21 protein-coding genes are annotated in these 16816 nt (G+C 44.2%); 9 read left to right on the top strand and 12 right to left on the bottom strand.

Going from position 1 to position 16816, the window contains the following annotated elements; all coding sequences use genetic code 11:
• Positions 1-194: 194 nt before the first annotated feature.
• From MKX40_RS05100 to MKX40_RS05090, 3 genes are read right to left on the bottom strand one after another with little or no spacing between them, the layout of a single operon-like run.
• Entirely contained in the window at positions 195-560 is a 366-nt protein-coding gene (locus MKX40_RS05100) for a hypothetical protein (RefSeq protein ID WP_339239942.1), read from the bottom strand.
• A gap of 30 nt (positions 561-590) precedes the next feature.
• Entirely contained in the window at positions 591-881 is a 291-nt protein-coding gene (locus MKX40_RS05095) for a hypothetical protein (RefSeq protein ID WP_339239941.1), read from the bottom strand.
• Between the two features lie 35 nt (positions 882-916).
• Complete coding sequence (locus tag MKX40_RS05090) at positions 917-2359, bottom strand: hypothetical protein (RefSeq protein WP_339239939.1); 1443 nt, start codon at positions 2357-2359, stop codon at positions 917-919.
• A 146-nt stretch (positions 2360-2505) separates the two neighbouring features.
• Here MKX40_RS05090 and MKX40_RS05085 point away from each other — a divergent pair, with 146 nt between their 5' ends.
• Positions 2506-2784, top strand: coding sequence for a hypothetical protein (locus tag MKX40_RS05085; RefSeq protein WP_338591354.1), 279 nt, complete (start codon positions 2506-2508; stop codon positions 2782-2784).
• A 356-nt stretch (positions 2785-3140) separates the two neighbouring features.
• On the top strand, positions 3141-3674 hold the full coding sequence (locus MKX40_RS05080; RefSeq protein ID WP_339239937.1) for a hypothetical protein: 534 nt from the start codon (positions 3141-3143) through the stop codon (positions 3672-3674).
• A 151-nt stretch (positions 3675-3825) separates the two neighbouring features.
• Here MKX40_RS05080 and MKX40_RS05075 read toward each other — a convergent pair whose 3' ends face one another.
• From MKX40_RS05075 to MKX40_RS05065, 3 genes are all read right to left on the bottom strand, one after another.
• Positions 3826-4104, bottom strand: a complete 279-nt coding sequence (locus tag MKX40_RS05075; RefSeq protein WP_339239935.1) for a hypothetical protein — start codon at positions 4102-4104, stop codon at positions 3826-3828.
• Between the two features lie 36 nt (positions 4105-4140).
• On the bottom strand, positions 4141-4422 hold the full coding sequence (locus MKX40_RS05070) for a hypothetical protein (protein ID WP_339239934.1): 282 nt from the start codon (positions 4420-4422) through the stop codon (positions 4141-4143).
• Positions 4423-4593: 171 nt separating this feature from the next.
• Complete coding sequence (locus tag MKX40_RS05065; RefSeq protein WP_339239932.1) at positions 4594-5883, bottom strand: galactokinase family protein; 1290 nt, start codon at positions 5881-5883, stop codon at positions 4594-4596.
• Positions 5884-6159: 276 nt separating this feature from the next.
• Between MKX40_RS05065 and MKX40_RS05060 the strand changes: the two genes are divergently transcribed.
• The 4 genes from MKX40_RS05060 to MKX40_RS05045 all read left to right on the top strand — a co-directional run bounded on the left by MKX40_RS05060 (position 6160) and on the right by MKX40_RS05045 (position 9806).
• Positions 6160-7416, top strand: coding sequence for an MFS transporter (locus MKX40_RS05060; RefSeq protein WP_339239930.1), 1257 nt, complete (start codon positions 6160-6162; stop codon positions 7414-7416).
• Positions 7417-7475: 59 nt separating this feature from the next.
• Entirely contained in the window at positions 7476-8402 is a 927-nt protein-coding gene (locus MKX40_RS05055) for a DUF2268 domain-containing protein (protein WP_339239928.1), read from the top strand.
• Positions 8377-9147, top strand: a complete 771-nt coding sequence (locus tag MKX40_RS05050; protein WP_339239927.1) for a MerR family transcriptional regulator — start codon at positions 8377-8379, stop codon at positions 9145-9147. Before MKX40_RS05055 ends, MKX40_RS05050 begins: the two co-directional genes overlap by 26 nt.
• A gap of 215 nt (positions 9148-9362) precedes the next feature.
• Positions 9363-9806, top strand: coding sequence for a hypothetical protein (locus MKX40_RS05045; protein ID WP_339239926.1), 444 nt, complete (start codon positions 9363-9365; stop codon positions 9804-9806).
• A 46-nt stretch (positions 9807-9852) separates the two neighbouring features.
• Here MKX40_RS05045 and MKX40_RS05040 read toward each other — a convergent pair whose 3' ends face one another.
• The 6 genes from MKX40_RS05040 to MKX40_RS05015 form a co-directional block, all read right to left on the bottom strand.
• Entirely contained in the window at positions 9853-12297 is a 2445-nt protein-coding gene (locus MKX40_RS05040) for a DEAD/DEAH box helicase family protein (protein ID WP_339239924.1), read from the bottom strand.
• Positions 12281-12607 (bottom strand): nucleoside triphosphate pyrophosphohydrolase, encoded by a 327-nt coding sequence (locus tag MKX40_RS05035; protein WP_339239923.1) that lies wholly within the window; start codon positions 12605-12607, stop codon positions 12281-12283. Before MKX40_RS05035 ends, MKX40_RS05040 begins: the two co-directional genes overlap by 17 nt.
• Before the next feature lie 183 nt (positions 12608-12790).
• Entirely contained in the window at positions 12791-13102 is a 312-nt protein-coding gene (locus MKX40_RS05030) for a hypothetical protein (RefSeq protein WP_339239922.1), read from the bottom strand.
• Between the two features lie 12 nt (positions 13103-13114).
• Positions 13115-14230, bottom strand: coding sequence for a WXG100 family type VII secretion target (locus MKX40_RS05025; RefSeq protein ID WP_339239921.1), 1116 nt, complete (start codon positions 14228-14230; stop codon positions 13115-13117).
• Positions 14231-14391: 161 nt separating this feature from the next.
• Positions 14392-14664, bottom strand: a complete 273-nt coding sequence (locus MKX40_RS05020; protein ID WP_339239919.1) for a hypothetical protein — start codon at positions 14662-14664, stop codon at positions 14392-14394.
• Positions 14665-14808: 144 nt separating this feature from the next.
• A complete protein-coding gene (locus MKX40_RS05015; RefSeq protein WP_339239917.1) occupies positions 14809-15324 on the bottom strand; it encodes a HEPN domain-containing protein in 516 nt (171 codons plus the stop codon).
• Between the two features lie 145 nt (positions 15325-15469).
• Between MKX40_RS05015 and MKX40_RS05010 the strand changes: the two genes are divergently transcribed.
• The 3 genes from MKX40_RS05010 to MKX40_RS05000 all read left to right on the top strand — a co-directional run bounded on the left by MKX40_RS05010 (position 15470) and on the right by MKX40_RS05000 (position 16798).
• The gene (locus tag MKX40_RS05010; protein ID WP_339239915.1) at positions 15470-15826 is read left to right on the top strand and encodes a helix-turn-helix transcriptional regulator; all 357 of its coding nucleotides are present in this window, start codon (positions 15470-15472) and stop codon (positions 15824-15826) included.
• 208 nt (positions 15827-16034) lie between these two features.
• Positions 16035-16409: an IS5 family transposase gene (locus MKX40_RS05005; protein WP_339239913.1), complete on the top strand. Its 375-nt coding sequence runs from the start codon at positions 16035-16037 to the stop codon at positions 16407-16409.
• Positions 16352-16798, top strand: coding sequence for an IS5 family transposase (locus tag MKX40_RS05000; RefSeq protein WP_339242924.1), 447 nt, complete (start codon positions 16352-16354; stop codon positions 16796-16798). The genes MKX40_RS05005 and MKX40_RS05000 overlap by 58 nt, the downstream gene beginning before the upstream one ends.
• The last annotated feature ends 18 nt before the right edge of the window (positions 16799-16816 follow it).

The following is a 16816-nucleotide window of genomic DNA, read 5'->3' as shown; positions in this document are numbered from 1 at the left end:
CGCTTATCATGAGGAACAACACAGGAGGATGGCTTATTTTTTAGGTTATAATTCACCTCCTACTCTTCATTATCAAGAGATGAGTAGATAATATATCCTTCGTCGTTCAGACCTTTTATGTCCCATATCATCTCCTTAATCGGTTGCTGGATTACCGCAGGAGTCAGACCGTTCATAGCGAGGTCTTGTAACTTTCATTTCTTATAATAATCCATGACCCGCAACCGCGTAGTCAGGACCAACGTCTGAGGGATGAGCACAAAGACAATGTACATAAGTACAATTAACCATAGATGTGCGGCAAAATTCTCAGCACCGAATGATGGTTTCGGACGCTCAATCCAATACCACCAACACGGGATGGAAATAAACCATGTCAAGCCCGTAGAAAGGAACATATCTTTCACATCGCTCCATAGAAAGCAGAACACCGCGACGAACAAAATAGGACCTGTCCAAGTATCCAGTATCGGTCCCCAGCTCTGGAAGACAAAGATAATGGCAGGATACAGAAGATTGATGGTCCAGCGCCAGATCGAATGGTTATAGATATACATCATTCCTCCCATCTCGGAAAATAAGGACGATTACTAAAGGTTCCGAGCTTTGCGTCGATCTTCGCGGTCGGCCTCTTCCATCTTCCTTATATATTGTTTTAATTGTTCTTTGTGTGCTTCTAGCTCTGCTAGTTTGGATGTAGTTCCTTCAAGAAACGCTGACATTTTTGCAGTCAACTGTACAGCAGATTCCCCCTTCCAATCTTGCAGTCTTCCATATATGTTTCGCATCTGCTGCTCCTGTTGAATCAAGCGTTGCTGTAACTGTTCACACTGCTGGATCGCTCTTCTCAAATCTGACAGAGAGACAGATATTCTCCCCATATGTACACCTCCTGTAGTTCATTGCAGCTAAACTATTATCGATCTGCCAGAACAAAATCCTGTCTTTTCCGTTCGATATAATCTGCGATCTCTGTAATGGATTCTTGGTACCACCGATTAATCCGCTCCAACGTTGCCGTAGCATCATAGGCAATGGGTGTAAAGGACTGACTCTCACTTGTTGATATATGTGCTTGGAACATCTGGATTGAAGAGCGGGCATCATTGGCAAAGCCATGCAGACTTTCCCGCATCTGTCTGGAAGCATGTCCAAGCTCCTCAGGTGTTAGTTGAATAGTGCTCCCATGTCGGTCGCCAACATAGTATGCTGAGTTCTGTCTATTCATAGCGACTGGACTGATTCCTAGTACTGTTGCCGCAAGTTGGCCGAACCCTCCCATAGCTGAACCATGCTTCTCAACCAGCATATTCATCGCTTCCTTAAACTCTTCTCTTGCCTTCATCATCTCTGAATAATTTTCTACTCTAGGCTGACCATCCACACGTTGCCCATCTATCGTATACAATGTATTACTTATGTTCCCTTTCTCATCGAATGTAAAATGATCCATACTATGTGTTCTCTGACCGACTAGCATGGAATCCAAAAACTTGGATAATACACTCTGTTCTCCGGATATAGACGGGACACGAATAAATTCAAACGACCACTTGTTACCGAACAATCTTTGTTCCCACCACGTCTCGCGAGGTATCGGTAAGAACATGGGGATTGTCTCGTAACGATTAGCATCTTCAAAAGTAGAATTGATATAATAAGTAGCACCAACATGCTGCTCGGCATTCTTCACACCAGAACCCACAGAATCCCCTGGATGGACATAGGCCACATTCGTTTTCAGATAATCTCCGTTCCGAACCTTCTCTTGCAAATCATCAGGAAGTAAATGTACGATACTTGGCGGATTATAACTCGCTGATGATACTCCATTACGAATCGCAACATATTCGGCTTGAGCACCTCCCAACGAGTGTCCAGTGGTTGAGATATCAGCTTCCGGGTACTCCTCCTTTACTTTATCAAAGAGGTTCAGTGCCTGAATAAATTGATTATTCTGATACCTAGATTCAGCTTCAATAAAAGGCATTTGTTGATGCAGAGGCAGCGCCGCAATCTCTTCCTTATACTGCTCCATATAATTGTGAGTTTCCTCCAAATTCTTGGTTCGATTACCTACAACATCATTTAAATCAGTCTCCCAATCTGTTAGTACACTCCATTTGGGACGATCAGGGGGTTCAGTTCCCCGATAACCAATAATAACTTGATTATTATCCTCATTGTAAAACACAGTAGCATCAAATCCAGAACCATTTGTATCATGAAGCATGGCCCCCTTCGGTTCAACTATTGTCCAACCTGGAAGATTTTCATTCTTATATCCGGAAGATGGTAAATCTCGTTTGTATACCTCATCAGCAATGGTCCAATAGGTCTTATCATTTATGTATGTCATGATACCCCACCTTGTCTATTACATTAATTTGTATTAAAGTGTGCTTAGAGTTTATTTCCATAAAAGGAGAATTAACGCTTATGCGAATAAAACCTGCAGCTCTGACCTTACTTATTTTTCTATTCTTATTAGGAGGATGTTCAAGTATGTCTACCTCAGATAAGCAAAGTATTGTTGAAACAGCTACACCAATAAGTGTTGAGTACATAAAGAAATACTATAATGCGGACTTTATTGTAACGAGTCACGATATTGATGATCCTTCCATCCATTCACGTCTATATCTATACGGTCATATAACGGGACATGAGGATGAACGTATCACCGTTTCCTATAACTACGACTCACAGGAGGTTATCAGTGTAGAAGGACCAGGTTGGTTTATCGACAGTCGAAATCCAAAAAAGGAAGTACCTTCTTCCTGAGAAAAAACTGCAAAGTGATACACCAATTTTTATATTTCATTAGGAATGGCCTGGACAAAACGTCCAGGTCTCTTTTTTTTCAGTTGTTAGGTGTAGTTTATTTGTAACAATTTACCTGTATTTATATCCATTCATTATAAATCAATATCTATACACCCGAAAACAGATGCCTGCAAAAATAAGCAGAAAGTCTGTAATTTCGTTTGAATAGCTAAATAAATTTGAATTCATCTAGGCCGTTTTGACCAGATAAACCAGTGATATGCTTAATTATGGGAAAGAAATGAAGCGAGTAAGCATCATTTTGGATATAATTGCTCATACTACCTTCAGGAAATTATCGAAGGAGTGACAGTATGAGATTAAAAAGTATGATTGCTGTTGGAGCTGTGTTAACTTGCTCAACTTTGTTATGGGGATGTGGCAATGGCACTGCGAATAATGCTTCCCAGCAGCAGAATGACACCGTCCGATCGGAGAGTTGGAGCGATCCCAAACGACTGGAAGCTTCCCATCTCGAAGCACTTGAGCGTATGGAGAAAGATCATATCCACCGGATGGTTTCGCTTAGTGCAAGCACAGATGGAGACAAAGTAATGACCGTGCTTGATCGGTCGAGCCAGAAGCTGGAGGAGATGAGACCACTCGCCGAAATGCTCCAGCATGAAGGACATCCCGCTTTATTACAGCGAATTCAGGACATGTCAGGTGATATTCAAGGTTCCAAATCGGTCATTGCCGAGATGAAGAAATTGCCTCAGGATGGCAAGATTAAGATTCAATCCGAGAATTCCGATTCCTTGCATCACATCAGCAGCTTCCGCGATTACCACCAGTACATTCAGGGAAACGTACAATCTTTGAACAAGAATACTCATGATTTACACTAAACAGTATTGGTTCTGTTTACCCGAGTGACTCATCCTTGTAAAAAAAGTAAGGCTCTTTTATGAGATTAGTTACACTTCTTTATATGCAAAAGGTTAGACTGTGACGAGTAGTCCTGACCAACTCCCCTCACGGTCTAACCTCACTTCTCTGCTACTCACTCGCACCGAGATATGTCAGTAACCCCGCCAGCGTCGTCACAATAAAGATGTGAATCCATACGTTGGCCGCTCCATACGACATGTTGAAAAACCCCAGATAGCTAAAAGAATCGCCTCCGTAACTACCCATTTGGAATATGAGTAGCATACACAGCAAAATACTGAACACGACCACGGTCAGCGCTCCGGCTTTTAACCTTCTGTCCTCATCCATTCGAAAAATCAACAAAACACCAAATACGAGCGCAATAAAAAACACAATAAATAACATACGGAATTGATCTCTCCTTATCTCTCTAGTTGTCTGCTACTCTACCCATAGAGATACCCAAATGAACATCGTAAATAACAAGACGGGCGCAAGCGCACCTGTGGCTAAGATAATCCAAAGTGTTGCGGGCTTTATGCTTTGGCAGTATGCATCGATCTTACGCTTTCGATCTTTGCGCCACTTGGCGACTCTGAGCTGTCTGATCATCCGATTCAGAACAGTTTGTCTCTGCTCACCCTCTTCGAATTCTTCGATCGCACGCCGCAACTCGTCATATAATTGAGCTTCTTCCGGCCCAGACACTGTAGGTGTAGCCATCTGATCCTTCCTCCCATGAGAACATTATTGAGATACAACCACTACTTAAATAACACATTACGTCCCTTCAAAGTTTGAAGTTTTTTCAAAAATGGAATAACCCAAAAAGCCCGGGCATCGCCCGGACTTCCTTGAATTATAACTATTTAACTAAGTACTGTTTAGCCAGCATTAGGCAATCAATGCATTCAGGCACACCGCACCCTGTGCACGCACATTAACAACAATAATTGGCGTGTCCAACATGTCGTGCATCCAAGACATATACTCTTCCACTTTTTCGTTCGGAAGAATTGTAAGGATAACCCCTGCGAATCCACCGCCATGAATCCGACAAGCGCCGTCACCCAGGTTTTGCAGATAATTCTCGGTCAGTGCCAGCGCGATGCCAATCTCTTGCTCCTTCACAGCACCACTCTGATATACATTCTGCAGCCACTTCCATGACGAGTTACCGGATGCGGTAATCAGTTTCAGGAAATCAGCAAAACGTCCATCACGCAACGCCTGAACCTCACCATCGACACGATTATTTTCCTCCAGGAAATGAAGCGCACGCAGCACGGCACGATCTCCAGCCGCTTCACGAACCTTCTTGAGGTTGGCGTAGATTGCGTCTGCCGTAATTTCCCGAACATACTCACTGCCCAGCGCCTGAGCAACCGCTCTCATCTCATTGGGCACAGCCGCGTAATCTTCCGTTAAATCGGCGTGGTTGCCACCCGTATTCACAATGACCAATGAGTACCCATTCTGTTGGAAATCCCACTGAACAGGCTCGATAACCGGCTGTGCAGGATTTTCAAAATCAATGGCAATCAGTCCGCCGTACGCACAAGCCATCTGATCCAGCAGACCGGAAGGTTTATTCCAATAATGGTTCTCCGCATACTGACCGATTTTGGCCAAAGTGACAACATCCATTGCTCCATCATTATAGAAGTGATTCAAAATCGTACAGATCAACATCTCGAATGACGCCGAAGAACTCACTCCAGATGCCGAGAACACGTTACTGGAGAGGTACGCCTGGAAGCCGCCTACCTTATATCCGAATTCTCCAAATCCCGCAGCCATACCGCGAATCAATGCTGTTGTGCCATCGTCTTCCGTATTTGGCGTGAGGTCCGTGAGATCGATTACATATTTCTTGTCATAGCCTTCTGAGTAAAAGGTAATAACCGACTCCGCAGTTGGTGCTGCCACTGCAATCGTATCCAGCGTAATGCTGCCCGCCAGCACCTTACCATGGTTATGATCGGTGTGATTGCCGCCAATCTCACTGCGTCCTGACGCGCTGAACAGCTTGCTTCCTTCTTGTGCGCCAAAGTACTCTTCGAACGTTGCGTTCAACTTCGTGTAACGTGCAGTCTGTTCCGCTACTTGTGATTGTCCATACATTTGGGCAAGCAAAGCTTGGCCCTCCGTGGATTGGATCAGATTCAATGGTTGTGTCGTCATTAATAATCCTCCTATGGATGTGCAGCTTTTATTTTTGGGCTGTTGGTGAACATGGTTGTCGCATCTGTTTCATGCCTTATTCCTCTCCCATTATCTCAGCTTCACAGCGGAAAAGGTAGGGTAGAATTGAAAGTTTGTAAGCGTTTTGTGAAGTTATTTAATGTAAAAATAGGATTGAAAACCATTTTTCAATAACTTACATTGTTATTAAGTGAAAACACATTATTTCCCAATCTTCTTGTAGCTATGCTTTACATCTTATTGGTGGAGGGAACGATGAAAATTAAGTCGAACTATACCAAGTTATTCGGTGCATTTTCGCTGACATTTTTGGGTGATGGACTCACGCTTGCTGCGGTTCCTTGGCTCATATCCACACTTACAAGCGATACGCTGTATGCCTCTGTCACCATGACGGCACTTCGTTTACCATGGCTTCTCTTCAGTCTGCCCGTGGGTGTTCTCATCGACCGTTACTCACGCAAACATATGCTGATTGGGGCTGGCTTTACACGAATGATTCTTCTGCTCGCTCTGACGTTATGTATCTGGGGAGGATGGGTGAGCATTCCGATTCTGGCTCTGTTCATGTTCGGGATCGGGCTTAGCCGGGTCGTATTCGACTGTACGGTGCAGACGGTCATCCCTCAACTGGTAGATGAGACTAAGTTGGAAAAAGCCAATGGGCAGTTCACCGCCGGACAGTTAATCACAAGTGATATTCTGGGCGTTGCTCTGGGAGGGTTCATCATCACCCTGCATATTGTTTTCCCTTTTGCCATAGACGCGGTAACGGCTGTTATTGCTCTGCTCTTTTTGATCAGTATGAAGGGAAACTTCTACCCAGGAGATACGGAAACAACCAAGAAGCAAGTTCGCCCGATGAAGAATTGGAAACGCGAGATGTGGTCCGGTATTCAATATGTCTATCATGATCGTTTTCTCCGCGGATTAGCCGTTCTGTCCGTCACCATTACGCTGATGTATTCCATCATTCTGGCTACTCAGATCTTCTTTGTACGAGATGTGCTTCAGTTGGATGCTTTTGCATTCGGTATGCTCATCTCCATCGCAACCATCGGCAGCATTGTGGGGAGCCAAGCTGTTGCATATATGCGCAAGAAATGGAGTACAAAACAATTGATTATCTCCTCCATTCTGTGCATGGGAATCATCTACGGTGTCGTGGGACTAACCACGAATGCATATATGGTAGGTGGCCTATATTTCTGTGCTGCATTTTTCATTATTGTCTACAATGTTACCCGTTCCTCCATCCTGCAACGTTCCGTTCCTAATGAGATGCTTGGCCGGGTTGGAAGTGTGTTTCGCTTTCTTTCCTTTGGCATTAGTGCCATTGGTACGCTTCTCGGCGGATTATTGGTGCGGGTTAGTGAAACGACGTTCGATCGCGTATTCTCGCTGCAACTCCCTTATCTCTTGCTAAGCTTGATCTATATCCTGTCTGGTCTGGTATTCACGATGAAAATGAAGAATCATGCAGAGAGCCAGCAGCCTAACATCAACGCTTGACTGTTACGTTAGGTCATACTTGATAATGATCTCAAGCGAATAAGAAGGAGAGATCAAGAATGAAGATTACCGCGTTACGTTCAGATCTAATTTATGAGGAGATCATTCAGGCTGCACCCGATGAGAAATTGGAGTTATACCGCGAGCGTATGATGGGTCCCTTTATGAACAAATGGAACATACAACAGATCCCGTTTCGATCTCAGGAGCCTAACGGCTTCGATGTGATCACGATGAATAACTTGTTGAATATCGCTCCCGCAGATATCACACCTGAGATTAACGAATCGTTAGCTGCGATCTCGTCCGAAGCATTTTGGCAACAGTGTCATGAAGCTGTTCATAGGAGTCTATCCACCTTTATAGAGCACGGGATTGAGCTATCGGTCTCCGAATATCTATATACCATTTTATTGGGTGATAAGAATAGCCCTTCACTGACCATGAACGAAGGTATCAGCGGAGACGGTGGAATCCCCGGTTACATTATTGCGAACCTGATTCCAAATAGATATACTCTACCTCGTATGCAATCCGTGTTAGCCCATGAATGCAATCATAATGTGAGGTACCAATATATCCAGTGGAATCCACAGATTACGCTTGGCGAGATGCTTGTTAGCGAGGGGTTGGCTGAGAGCTTTGCGACATCCCTGTATGGAGAAGAGTTGCTGGGCCCCTGGGTAGCCAAAACGGATATGGAGACTTTGAACAACGTTATCAAACCGAAGATGAAAGATCAGTTGCATGTCACTGGTTTTGACCAGATTAATCCGTATCTATACGGCGATGAACTTGCCACAATGCAAAATTTCACGCCCGTAGGTATGCCCTATGCGGCTGGCTATGCCTGCGGTTATCACCTAATTCAATACTACTTGAACAAAACAGGTACACCGATCACCGAAGCAACTATTACTCCGGCAAGTGTTATCCTTGCTGAAACAAAGGACTTTTGGAATGAAGACACCCTATTTCACCGTTAAAGATATTATTCAAATCACAGGCATCACCAAACGCGCATTACACTATTACGATAAAACGGATCTCCTAAAACCGAGCAAAGTCGAGGACAATGGCTATCGGTATTACGATCAAAAGGCACTGGGGGATCTGCAAATGATCCTCTTGTTCAAAGAAATGAATTTCTCATTGAAAGACATTGCCGCCATGATGCAACTTTCGAAAGGTGAACAGAAAGAGATCCTAAGAGAGCACCGCAGTACACTCGTTCAGCGCAAACAAAAGCTCGAAACCATCATCGACCAGTTGGACGAGTATGTGGATGGGACGGATATCTCTCATCTTCATCTGTTTGATGATTCTTCCATTCTGTCCATTCAAGAGCAATACGAATCCGAGGCAAAGTTCATCTACGGAGATACCGATAAATATCAGGAATTTGAAGCCAATGTGAACCAGCTATCTGCGGAAGAGCAAGAACAAGCCTACCAGCAGTTCTCGGTCAACATGGAGCAGGTATTTCGGGAGTTGGCGAAGCATCAGGATCTACCTCCTGCTTCTGTTGAGGTACAAGCGTTAGTGGGTGAATGGAAGAGTTGCCTGGAGCAATTGATGAGTTGTGATACTGAGATTCTGAGATGTATCGCGGAAGCCTATACGACGGATCGTCGCTATGCGGGTTATTTCGATCAGTTTGGTGATGAGGATTTTTTGAGGTTTTTGTATGAAGCTATAATGGTTTATGTGGAGGGTGGGGAAGAACTTTGAGACCCGTTTCCTAGTATTAGTATGGTTTCAAAAGTAGACTCCACAGTAAGTGTCTCCCCTGCCGTATTTCGCAACGTCCTTTCGTACCAGTTCAGGAGATCTTCCATTAGGAGTCAATCTCGATTGGAACTCATACGGATACTATGAACGCATATCCTTCCGTATTACAGCCTTAGATAGAAATGTCAGTTTATTAAGTAAAGAGGTGATCATACATGAAAACAAAAAGTGAAAAGCTACCAACACTCTTTTTACTTATATACGCTGTCCCAATGCTCGTAAGTTACAGTATCTATCTATTTTTAGAGAATACCCGATTAAGTCACTCTCAACAATGGCTATCTGAAGGTATCTTAACCCAAGATGATGTTAATTCCATAAGCCAAACCGGAAGATGGACAACCATCTCAGAATCTGCGTTCCTCATTCTATTCGTGATTGCATTCATTTTTGTAATGTATCAATTTCAGAAAAAACCTTTAAAACATTTTCTCATCTTCAATGCAGCATTATTCATTGGGATTGCAGTAATTAGTTATGTGGTTTCACTTGCTAGCTCCATGCCGATAGGTAATTCAGTTCAACCCGTTATTATCCCTGCGTTTTTACTTGTTGCCCTGTGTATCTATACGTTATGGAAAACAAGAAATGGAAAATAGAAACCAGACTACATACCATAAAACGGTGTGTAGTCTGGTTTTTCGTTTAACTAGGGTTCCCCCGCTCAAAATACACATGCAACCGATACAGACAAATCTCCTTCGTCCAGCGATACAGCAACGCCCGTTCCTCCGCATCCTGCACCTGCACATTCAGTGAGAACAGGCCATCCTCGAATCGCGTCATGCTGCCCTTTGCCCCGCTCCACATCGACATTGGCATATCAATAATCAGTTTCTCAATCCGTGTTGCCGTCCTCTCGTTCCATTCCCAGAGCGCCAGCTTGTCCTTGTCTGAAAAGTCTTTCCGTTTCCGGTATTCCTTCTCCGTCAGATACGTATGGAAAAATCCAGCCATCTCCCCCGGCGTGATCGGGTCCATCCAATGCGCTTCGCCTCGCTCCAGCATGTACAGTAGCACGATCATCTTGTAGCTTTTGTTCATGATCGTCTTCTCTACATCGCGCAGCCACGCCTCATGCCGGACGTACATTTCTCCCTCGGTCGGGGACAGCAACTCCGCCCAATACAGAAATCCAACATAGGAACCGAATTCGCTCCGATACCCGATACTCTTCGAACGCCCCATCAGGTGCAACTCCAGATACGTCGGAATACGCCCCAGTTCTCGCTTCACACTCAGAAAATCCTGATGCAGCTTCTCGCGGCGCGGTAGCCGTTTGCGGCTTAGCTCCTGAAGCAGGTCCACTACCCGGGTCTCCAGATGAATCCCACAGTTAGCCGGAACTTCAGGCACAGCCGAATCCATCGTTTTTCCGCTTCTTTCCTCGTCTCCGCGCACATCCAGAAGGCTCAGCTTCACATCCGCATTCCGGTAGTTTCCGATCAGGTCGATGATGACACAATGCGATTTGCCTTCCGCCAGCCGCAGACCACGCCCCATCTGCTGTGTAAACACCGTGAGCGACTCGGTTGGACGCACGAACAATAGCGTATCCACACGTGGAATATCCGTACCTTCGTTGAACAGATCCACCGTCAGCACAACCTCCAGCTCACCCGCATCAAGCTGCCGAATGGCTTCCTCCCGCGACATCTCCGATGTACGCGAATGCAGACTAAGTACCTTCACGCCCTGACTTCGGAAATACGCAGCTAAATAATCCGCCTGCCGGATCGACGAGCAAAAGCCAATCGTTCTCGTCTGTTTGTGCCGGGCCCAGGCTGCATAGATCGTCTCTACATGCTCCTCTTGCAATTGAACGGCCATGAGCTGTTCTTCATCATACTTTGTCCCGATCCAGCGAATCTGCGAATAATCCGTATCGTCGAATACTCCATAATATTGAAATGGCGCCAGCCAACCTCGCCGGATCGCTTCAATAAAATGCATCTGATACGCCACATTCCCATCACAGAGCGCATACACATCTTTACCATCCAGTCGATCCGGGGTCGCCGTAATGCCCAGAAGGAACTTCGGCTGAAAATGCTCAATCACCGACATATATGTCTTCGCCGCCGCATGATGGAATTCGTCGACCACGATCAGATCAAATGCATCCATCGCAAAACCATCCCGATGCTTCTGCATACTCAGCGTAAAGATCGAAGCATACACACAATCTGCCGCCCCATCCTTATACTGTCCGTTATATATCCCATGAGTGCGCTCCGGCATAATCCGCTGAAAAGACTTCTTCGCCTGGAACAGAATCTCTTCCCGATGTGCCACAAACAACACCCGCTGGAACCGCTGCGCGAAGAAACCCGCCAGATACGTTTTGCCAAGCCCGGTCGCCATAACGACCATCGCCTTGTCGTACTGCTCCTCCATCGTCCCATGAAGTGCTTCGAGGGCGTCCAACTGCGCAAAGCGCGGTTGAATCGGCACCAGCGACAGGTCGGCGGTTTCTTTCTCTTTGTCTTCTGGTAGACCTATGCCAAATTCCGCTTCTTCCATCTCCGTGATGCGCTGGATCATCTCCGGGTTCTTCTGGTGATATTTGCGGTACTCTTCCTCATACAGTTCAATCGAATCCGGGTTCACCGGCAGGGTTGTCTCGTGGTAGAAGCTCTGCATGAACTTATCCAAAGCCATCTGGAACGTATATGGCTCCGCCTCCGCATTCATCGCCAAATTCCATTCATATCCCGTCTTCAGCGCCGTGAAGGAAAAGTTCGAAGAGCCGACAATTAGTAGTCCTTCACCATTGTCATGATCGAACAGATACGCTTTCGGGTGAAAAGAAGTCCCCATACTTCTCCACAACCGCGCTTCAATTCGTGGATCGACCTCACAGAGCGCCCGAAGTCCTTCCGGCTGCGTGATATACAGATAGTCTCCCGCGAGCATCCGTACTTCTGCCCCACGCTCCGCCGCCCGCTTTAAATGCGGCGCAAGCAGCTTCACACCAGACTGCATGATAAAGGACGTCATAATATAAATCCCGGACGCATGCTGCATCCGGGAAATGAGTTCGTCTGCCAGGTTATCTGTAATAAGTTTAACGTTAAGCTTCGTCGACATCGATCAGATACACTCTCTCCTGGAATCCACCGCGTGCCTCAGCCTTATCCGCCCGTAGCTTATCCAGCTGCGCCGCATTCGCACCATGCACCTCCGCGAGCGCCCGGATTACTTCGAGCATGTCGGCCAGTTCTTCCAGCGCTTCCTGATCGCTTCCTGCACTCATGTACTCATCCGATTCTTCTTGCAGCTTTGTTCTTAGTTCTTGCTTATATTCCTCCGGGTCCAGAATACGTGTGCGGCATTCCTTCCCACTGGATGTGATAATATGCGGAATCTTGTCCCGCACCAATTTGTTGTATGTAGGCATGTGGTATAACATCCTTTCTGCTGTGAGAGCCTTCAAGCCTCGCGCCAGAATCTCCCTTTTTGCCATTATACCACTTGCCATGGAGAGCGATGGGTTGATTTTGTAAAGTGGTTGGGATGGAATGAGGGAATAAAAATAACCCATGACTACTCCGTATAGGAGTAGAAATAGGCTTATTTTTTATTATTCCTCCATTGATTGAATCGCATATTCTATATCCTGCTCCATATCCAGATCAGGATACTTCTTTTGCAATTGAAGAAGACAATCTATAAATGCTCGGCTTTGGAATTCAGAAGATAGATCTTCAAATATCTCACTCAGCCAATATAAATCTTCTTCTCCACATTGATTTAGAAATGATATGGCGTTTTGCTCATTCTCTTTTAGAATGTCTACCATCTCATTCCATATCGTTTGAATAGCAGGATCGTCGGGGTGTAAATCTTTTCTCTTCTTTACTAATGAGATAACTTTTTCACTGTAGTCTACCATGTTTTACTCTCCTCACGGTTGTCTTGAATTATCTGGAGTAATCGTTCCGATCTGTCCATCGTTCTTGATTACTCCTACTCTAACGTTATTATAGTTCCCAAACATCCATTCACCGTCACCCTTAACTCTATTCTCAGGCAGATTTGCTACATGCTCACCTGACTTTTTGATATCTTCCGATGTCCATTCCTTAGGGAACCATGCTTGGCCCTCTCCACTTCGCTTTGCTTTATTTTTGTGATTAGGTATATTACCAACTCGTACACCGTTTTCATATTCTTTAGTAATGTTAAATGCGATCTTATTTTTAAGTAAGTAATTAATATTATCTTGACCGTGACCACCATTGATCAATCTATTTTTAGAATTAAAATCTCCAAGTGAAGCATGGTGAATTCTTTCATTACTTACTGTAATTCTTCCACCGATCATACCTTTTGGGAATCCTAATCCTTCTTTCGGAACCTTATAACCCCTATTATACGTTCCTGTAAAAGCCAACACGAGCTTAGCAGTCTGTAAACCTCCTATAGAAACTGCTGCTTGCCATGCTGGTATGGATTCTCCAGTTACGGGATGATGACCTTCCTTAAATGCGCTGATCTGTTCATCATATATATCCCCACCACTAGACTCCGGTTGCTTCGGTCCGGCTCTCATTTCTTCATAGGTGCCACCATTTTCCCAATACTTAACAAACTCTTTTTGCCCTGGCATCCCATCCTCTGCTTCACTGGCAGGCATGTTAACTCCAAACAAAGGATTATATACCATTCGTCGTTGCTCTTCTGGGTTATCTGTATTATGGTTCATCATTGTATGGGCAGCAATCTGTCCAGCAACGGCTCCCAAGCTCACCTGTTCCTGATCTGCTTGTTCGAATCTCTCGGCAATCGCGAACAGATCTTGGGATGACTTAACCATACTTTCCATTGCTCGATCAAGTACTGAACGTGACTGCTGAAAATCATAGAAAAATCGTTCTTGCGTTGCTCCCGCCCACTGAGACTGGATGAATCCGATCCGTGCGGTCAGGTCATTACGTATACCCTCCAACTGCTGCCTACCCTGCTCGATCTGTCTGGATACATGCAGCAGCCGCTCTGGTGTTACTTTAATTGTACTCATATCATTCTCCGCCGTTAAAATTAGGATTTTACCATGTTAGCAGAAGCTTGGTGTATATACATCCTTCTAACATCCTGATTTTCCCTTTCTCACCATAACAATATTTCCAACAACGTACTTCATATGTCCTAATTCAAAGGAAATTTTCTTAATCACTTGATTTAATAGAAAACAATCCATAAACACACCAACGGGCACGCCGTCAACAATGCCGCTGTAAAACTGATCTGTGCCGCGACTCGTCCTCCGGTAAACTCTTGCCGTGAAAAGAACATCCAGATCGAGAGGTACGTAGCGCCTAGTGGGAATGAAATTATCCCGCTAAACGTACTCGGTTCCATATACCCAGTCATCATGCTTTTGCCGATTAGGATTAAAGTAACCAATTCCAATATAGATAATATAAAAAACGCGATAGCAATCACTCTTTTCAAAATGTACACCTACTTTCCAGACGCAAAGCAAAGAGCATCCTTTGTATTCTCTGCATTATATATCCTTTATTTGGATGATGTCATCTTGTAAGCGTAACATAGATAAATCAAACATTTAACCCAAATGATCAATTAAAAAACATCTTACTCTGATGAATCATCCTCCAATCGAGTGGCTAACTCGTCCAATATCTCTTCTGTTCGTTGAAGAAGCTTTTCGATGTTGTTCAGTTCTAGTGGCTGGTCATGTGGGTAATCTGCTAGGGATGACATATGTTGCATCGTACCGATGAACAAGGCGATATCCAATCCGGGTTCAATGTCCATATGCACTAAAGGCAAGATTACGTTCATGGTGAGTTCCTTGGGTGGATGAACTAAATGATACTTATGGATATAAAGCGCCTTAATCATAGAGGCTAAAGCCCAATCACATAAAATCAGGCAGGCTTTAAACTGATTGTGATTACGCATGATTACGGCAAGTTTGAGATGATACTTAGCATGTTGGTGATAGTCCATTATTGTAGTATGTAGCATGTGGTAAGCCGGAGTATGTTTGGAATTGGATGGTATGAAGTTATCATGGTCTTGCAAACGTGGGGTAAAATCTACTTGGTGATTACAATGTGCTTCGGTTATGGACCAATTTCTTGCCATTGTCATCCCTCCAAAGAGTTAATACCAGTATTATACAATAAAATAAATACTTAAAGATATAATTTAAATAAAATTATACGATTCAAATAGTCATGTTTAGCCCCCGAAATCTTGTCTACACTTTTACATAGAGGGGGTGCATCTGATGGAAGACAGAGAGATTTTAAATTTAGTTGGCGCGAGAATTAAGGTTTTAAGGAAAGAGAGAGGGCTATCCCAGGAGGCACTTGGAGAAAAAGGTGGATTCCATTTTACATACATTGGACAAGTTGAACGTGGGGAAAAGAATATATCTTTAGTTAATCTTGCTAAAATCGCTGAGGCATTGGAAGTGGATCTATCGCAGTTGTTTACTTATAAGAATGAAGATAAGGGGTCTGCAGAATCGGAGGTTGTAATTCAGGAGATAATCACCATGCTAAGAGAAGCTGAAATAAAAAATATTATTTTATCAAGAAATGTACTACGTGAAATATTAAGGGTAAATAACACAGACAAATAACATTGTAATTATAATTCACTCAAAATTTGAGAATATAGGATTTTTTTATAAAAAAAAGGTGACTTTCATAAGATAAATAAGATAAGACACCCAAGAAATTATTCTCTGAGTCTTATCTTATTTGTATATTTATATAAGAACTTTCTTCTATAAACTAGGGCGTGTCTTCAAACCGATTAAATGGTAATAGATGGGTTAATTATATTAAATGATTACACGATACGAAATTCGCGAGAGACAATGGCGGCTAATTCAAGATTTGTTTCCACCTGAACGAAAACCACAAGGAGGACGTCCCGCAGTGGACAATCGAATTATGTTAAATGCGATGCTATGGGTAGCTCGTTCAGGTGCCCCTTGGCGTGATTTACCGGACCACTTTCCCAATTGGAAATCCGTTTACACCCGCTTTCGACGCTGGCAGAAAGCGGGCATTTGGGATGAAGTATTAAAGCATGTATCCCTAGATTCTGATGAGGAAAGTGTGATGATTGACGCCACGATTGTGCGAGTTCACCAGCATGGATCAGGCGCAAAAGGGGGCAAAGCAAGCAAGCGATCGGACGTTCCCGAGGTGGATTAAGTACGAAAATTCATGCGGTAGTTGACGCGTTAGGAAATCCACTTCGCTTCGACTTGACCGGAGGCGAAGCGCATGACTCCGTCCAAGGTTTCGAAATCCTTAAAAGCATGAAACTGACCCGGAAGCAAGTCCTGGCCGACCGAGCGTATGATACAAATGCCATTCGGGCCTTTTTAAAGAAACAACAGGCCATACCGGTGATTCCCGGAAAGAAAAATCGCCGAATGACCCTAAAATATGATCGGGATGTCTACAAAGAGCGCCATTTGGTGGAATGCTTCTTTAATAAAGTAAAGAATTATCGTCGTTTAGCGACTCGTTATGATAAATTAGCGTGTACATTTAAGTCTTTTTTGGCCTTGGCATCCATTATGGTGTGGCTTGCTTGAGTTTGAAGACACGCCCTA

Source organism: Paenibacillus sp. FSL R5-0517 (genome assembly GCF_037974355.1).
In the GTDB taxonomy this organism is placed as follows: Bacteria; Bacillota; Bacilli; order Paenibacillales; family Paenibacillaceae; genus Paenibacillus.
Note: the sequence above shows the minus strand (reverse complement) of the source record. Positions and strands in the feature narration are given on the sequence as shown.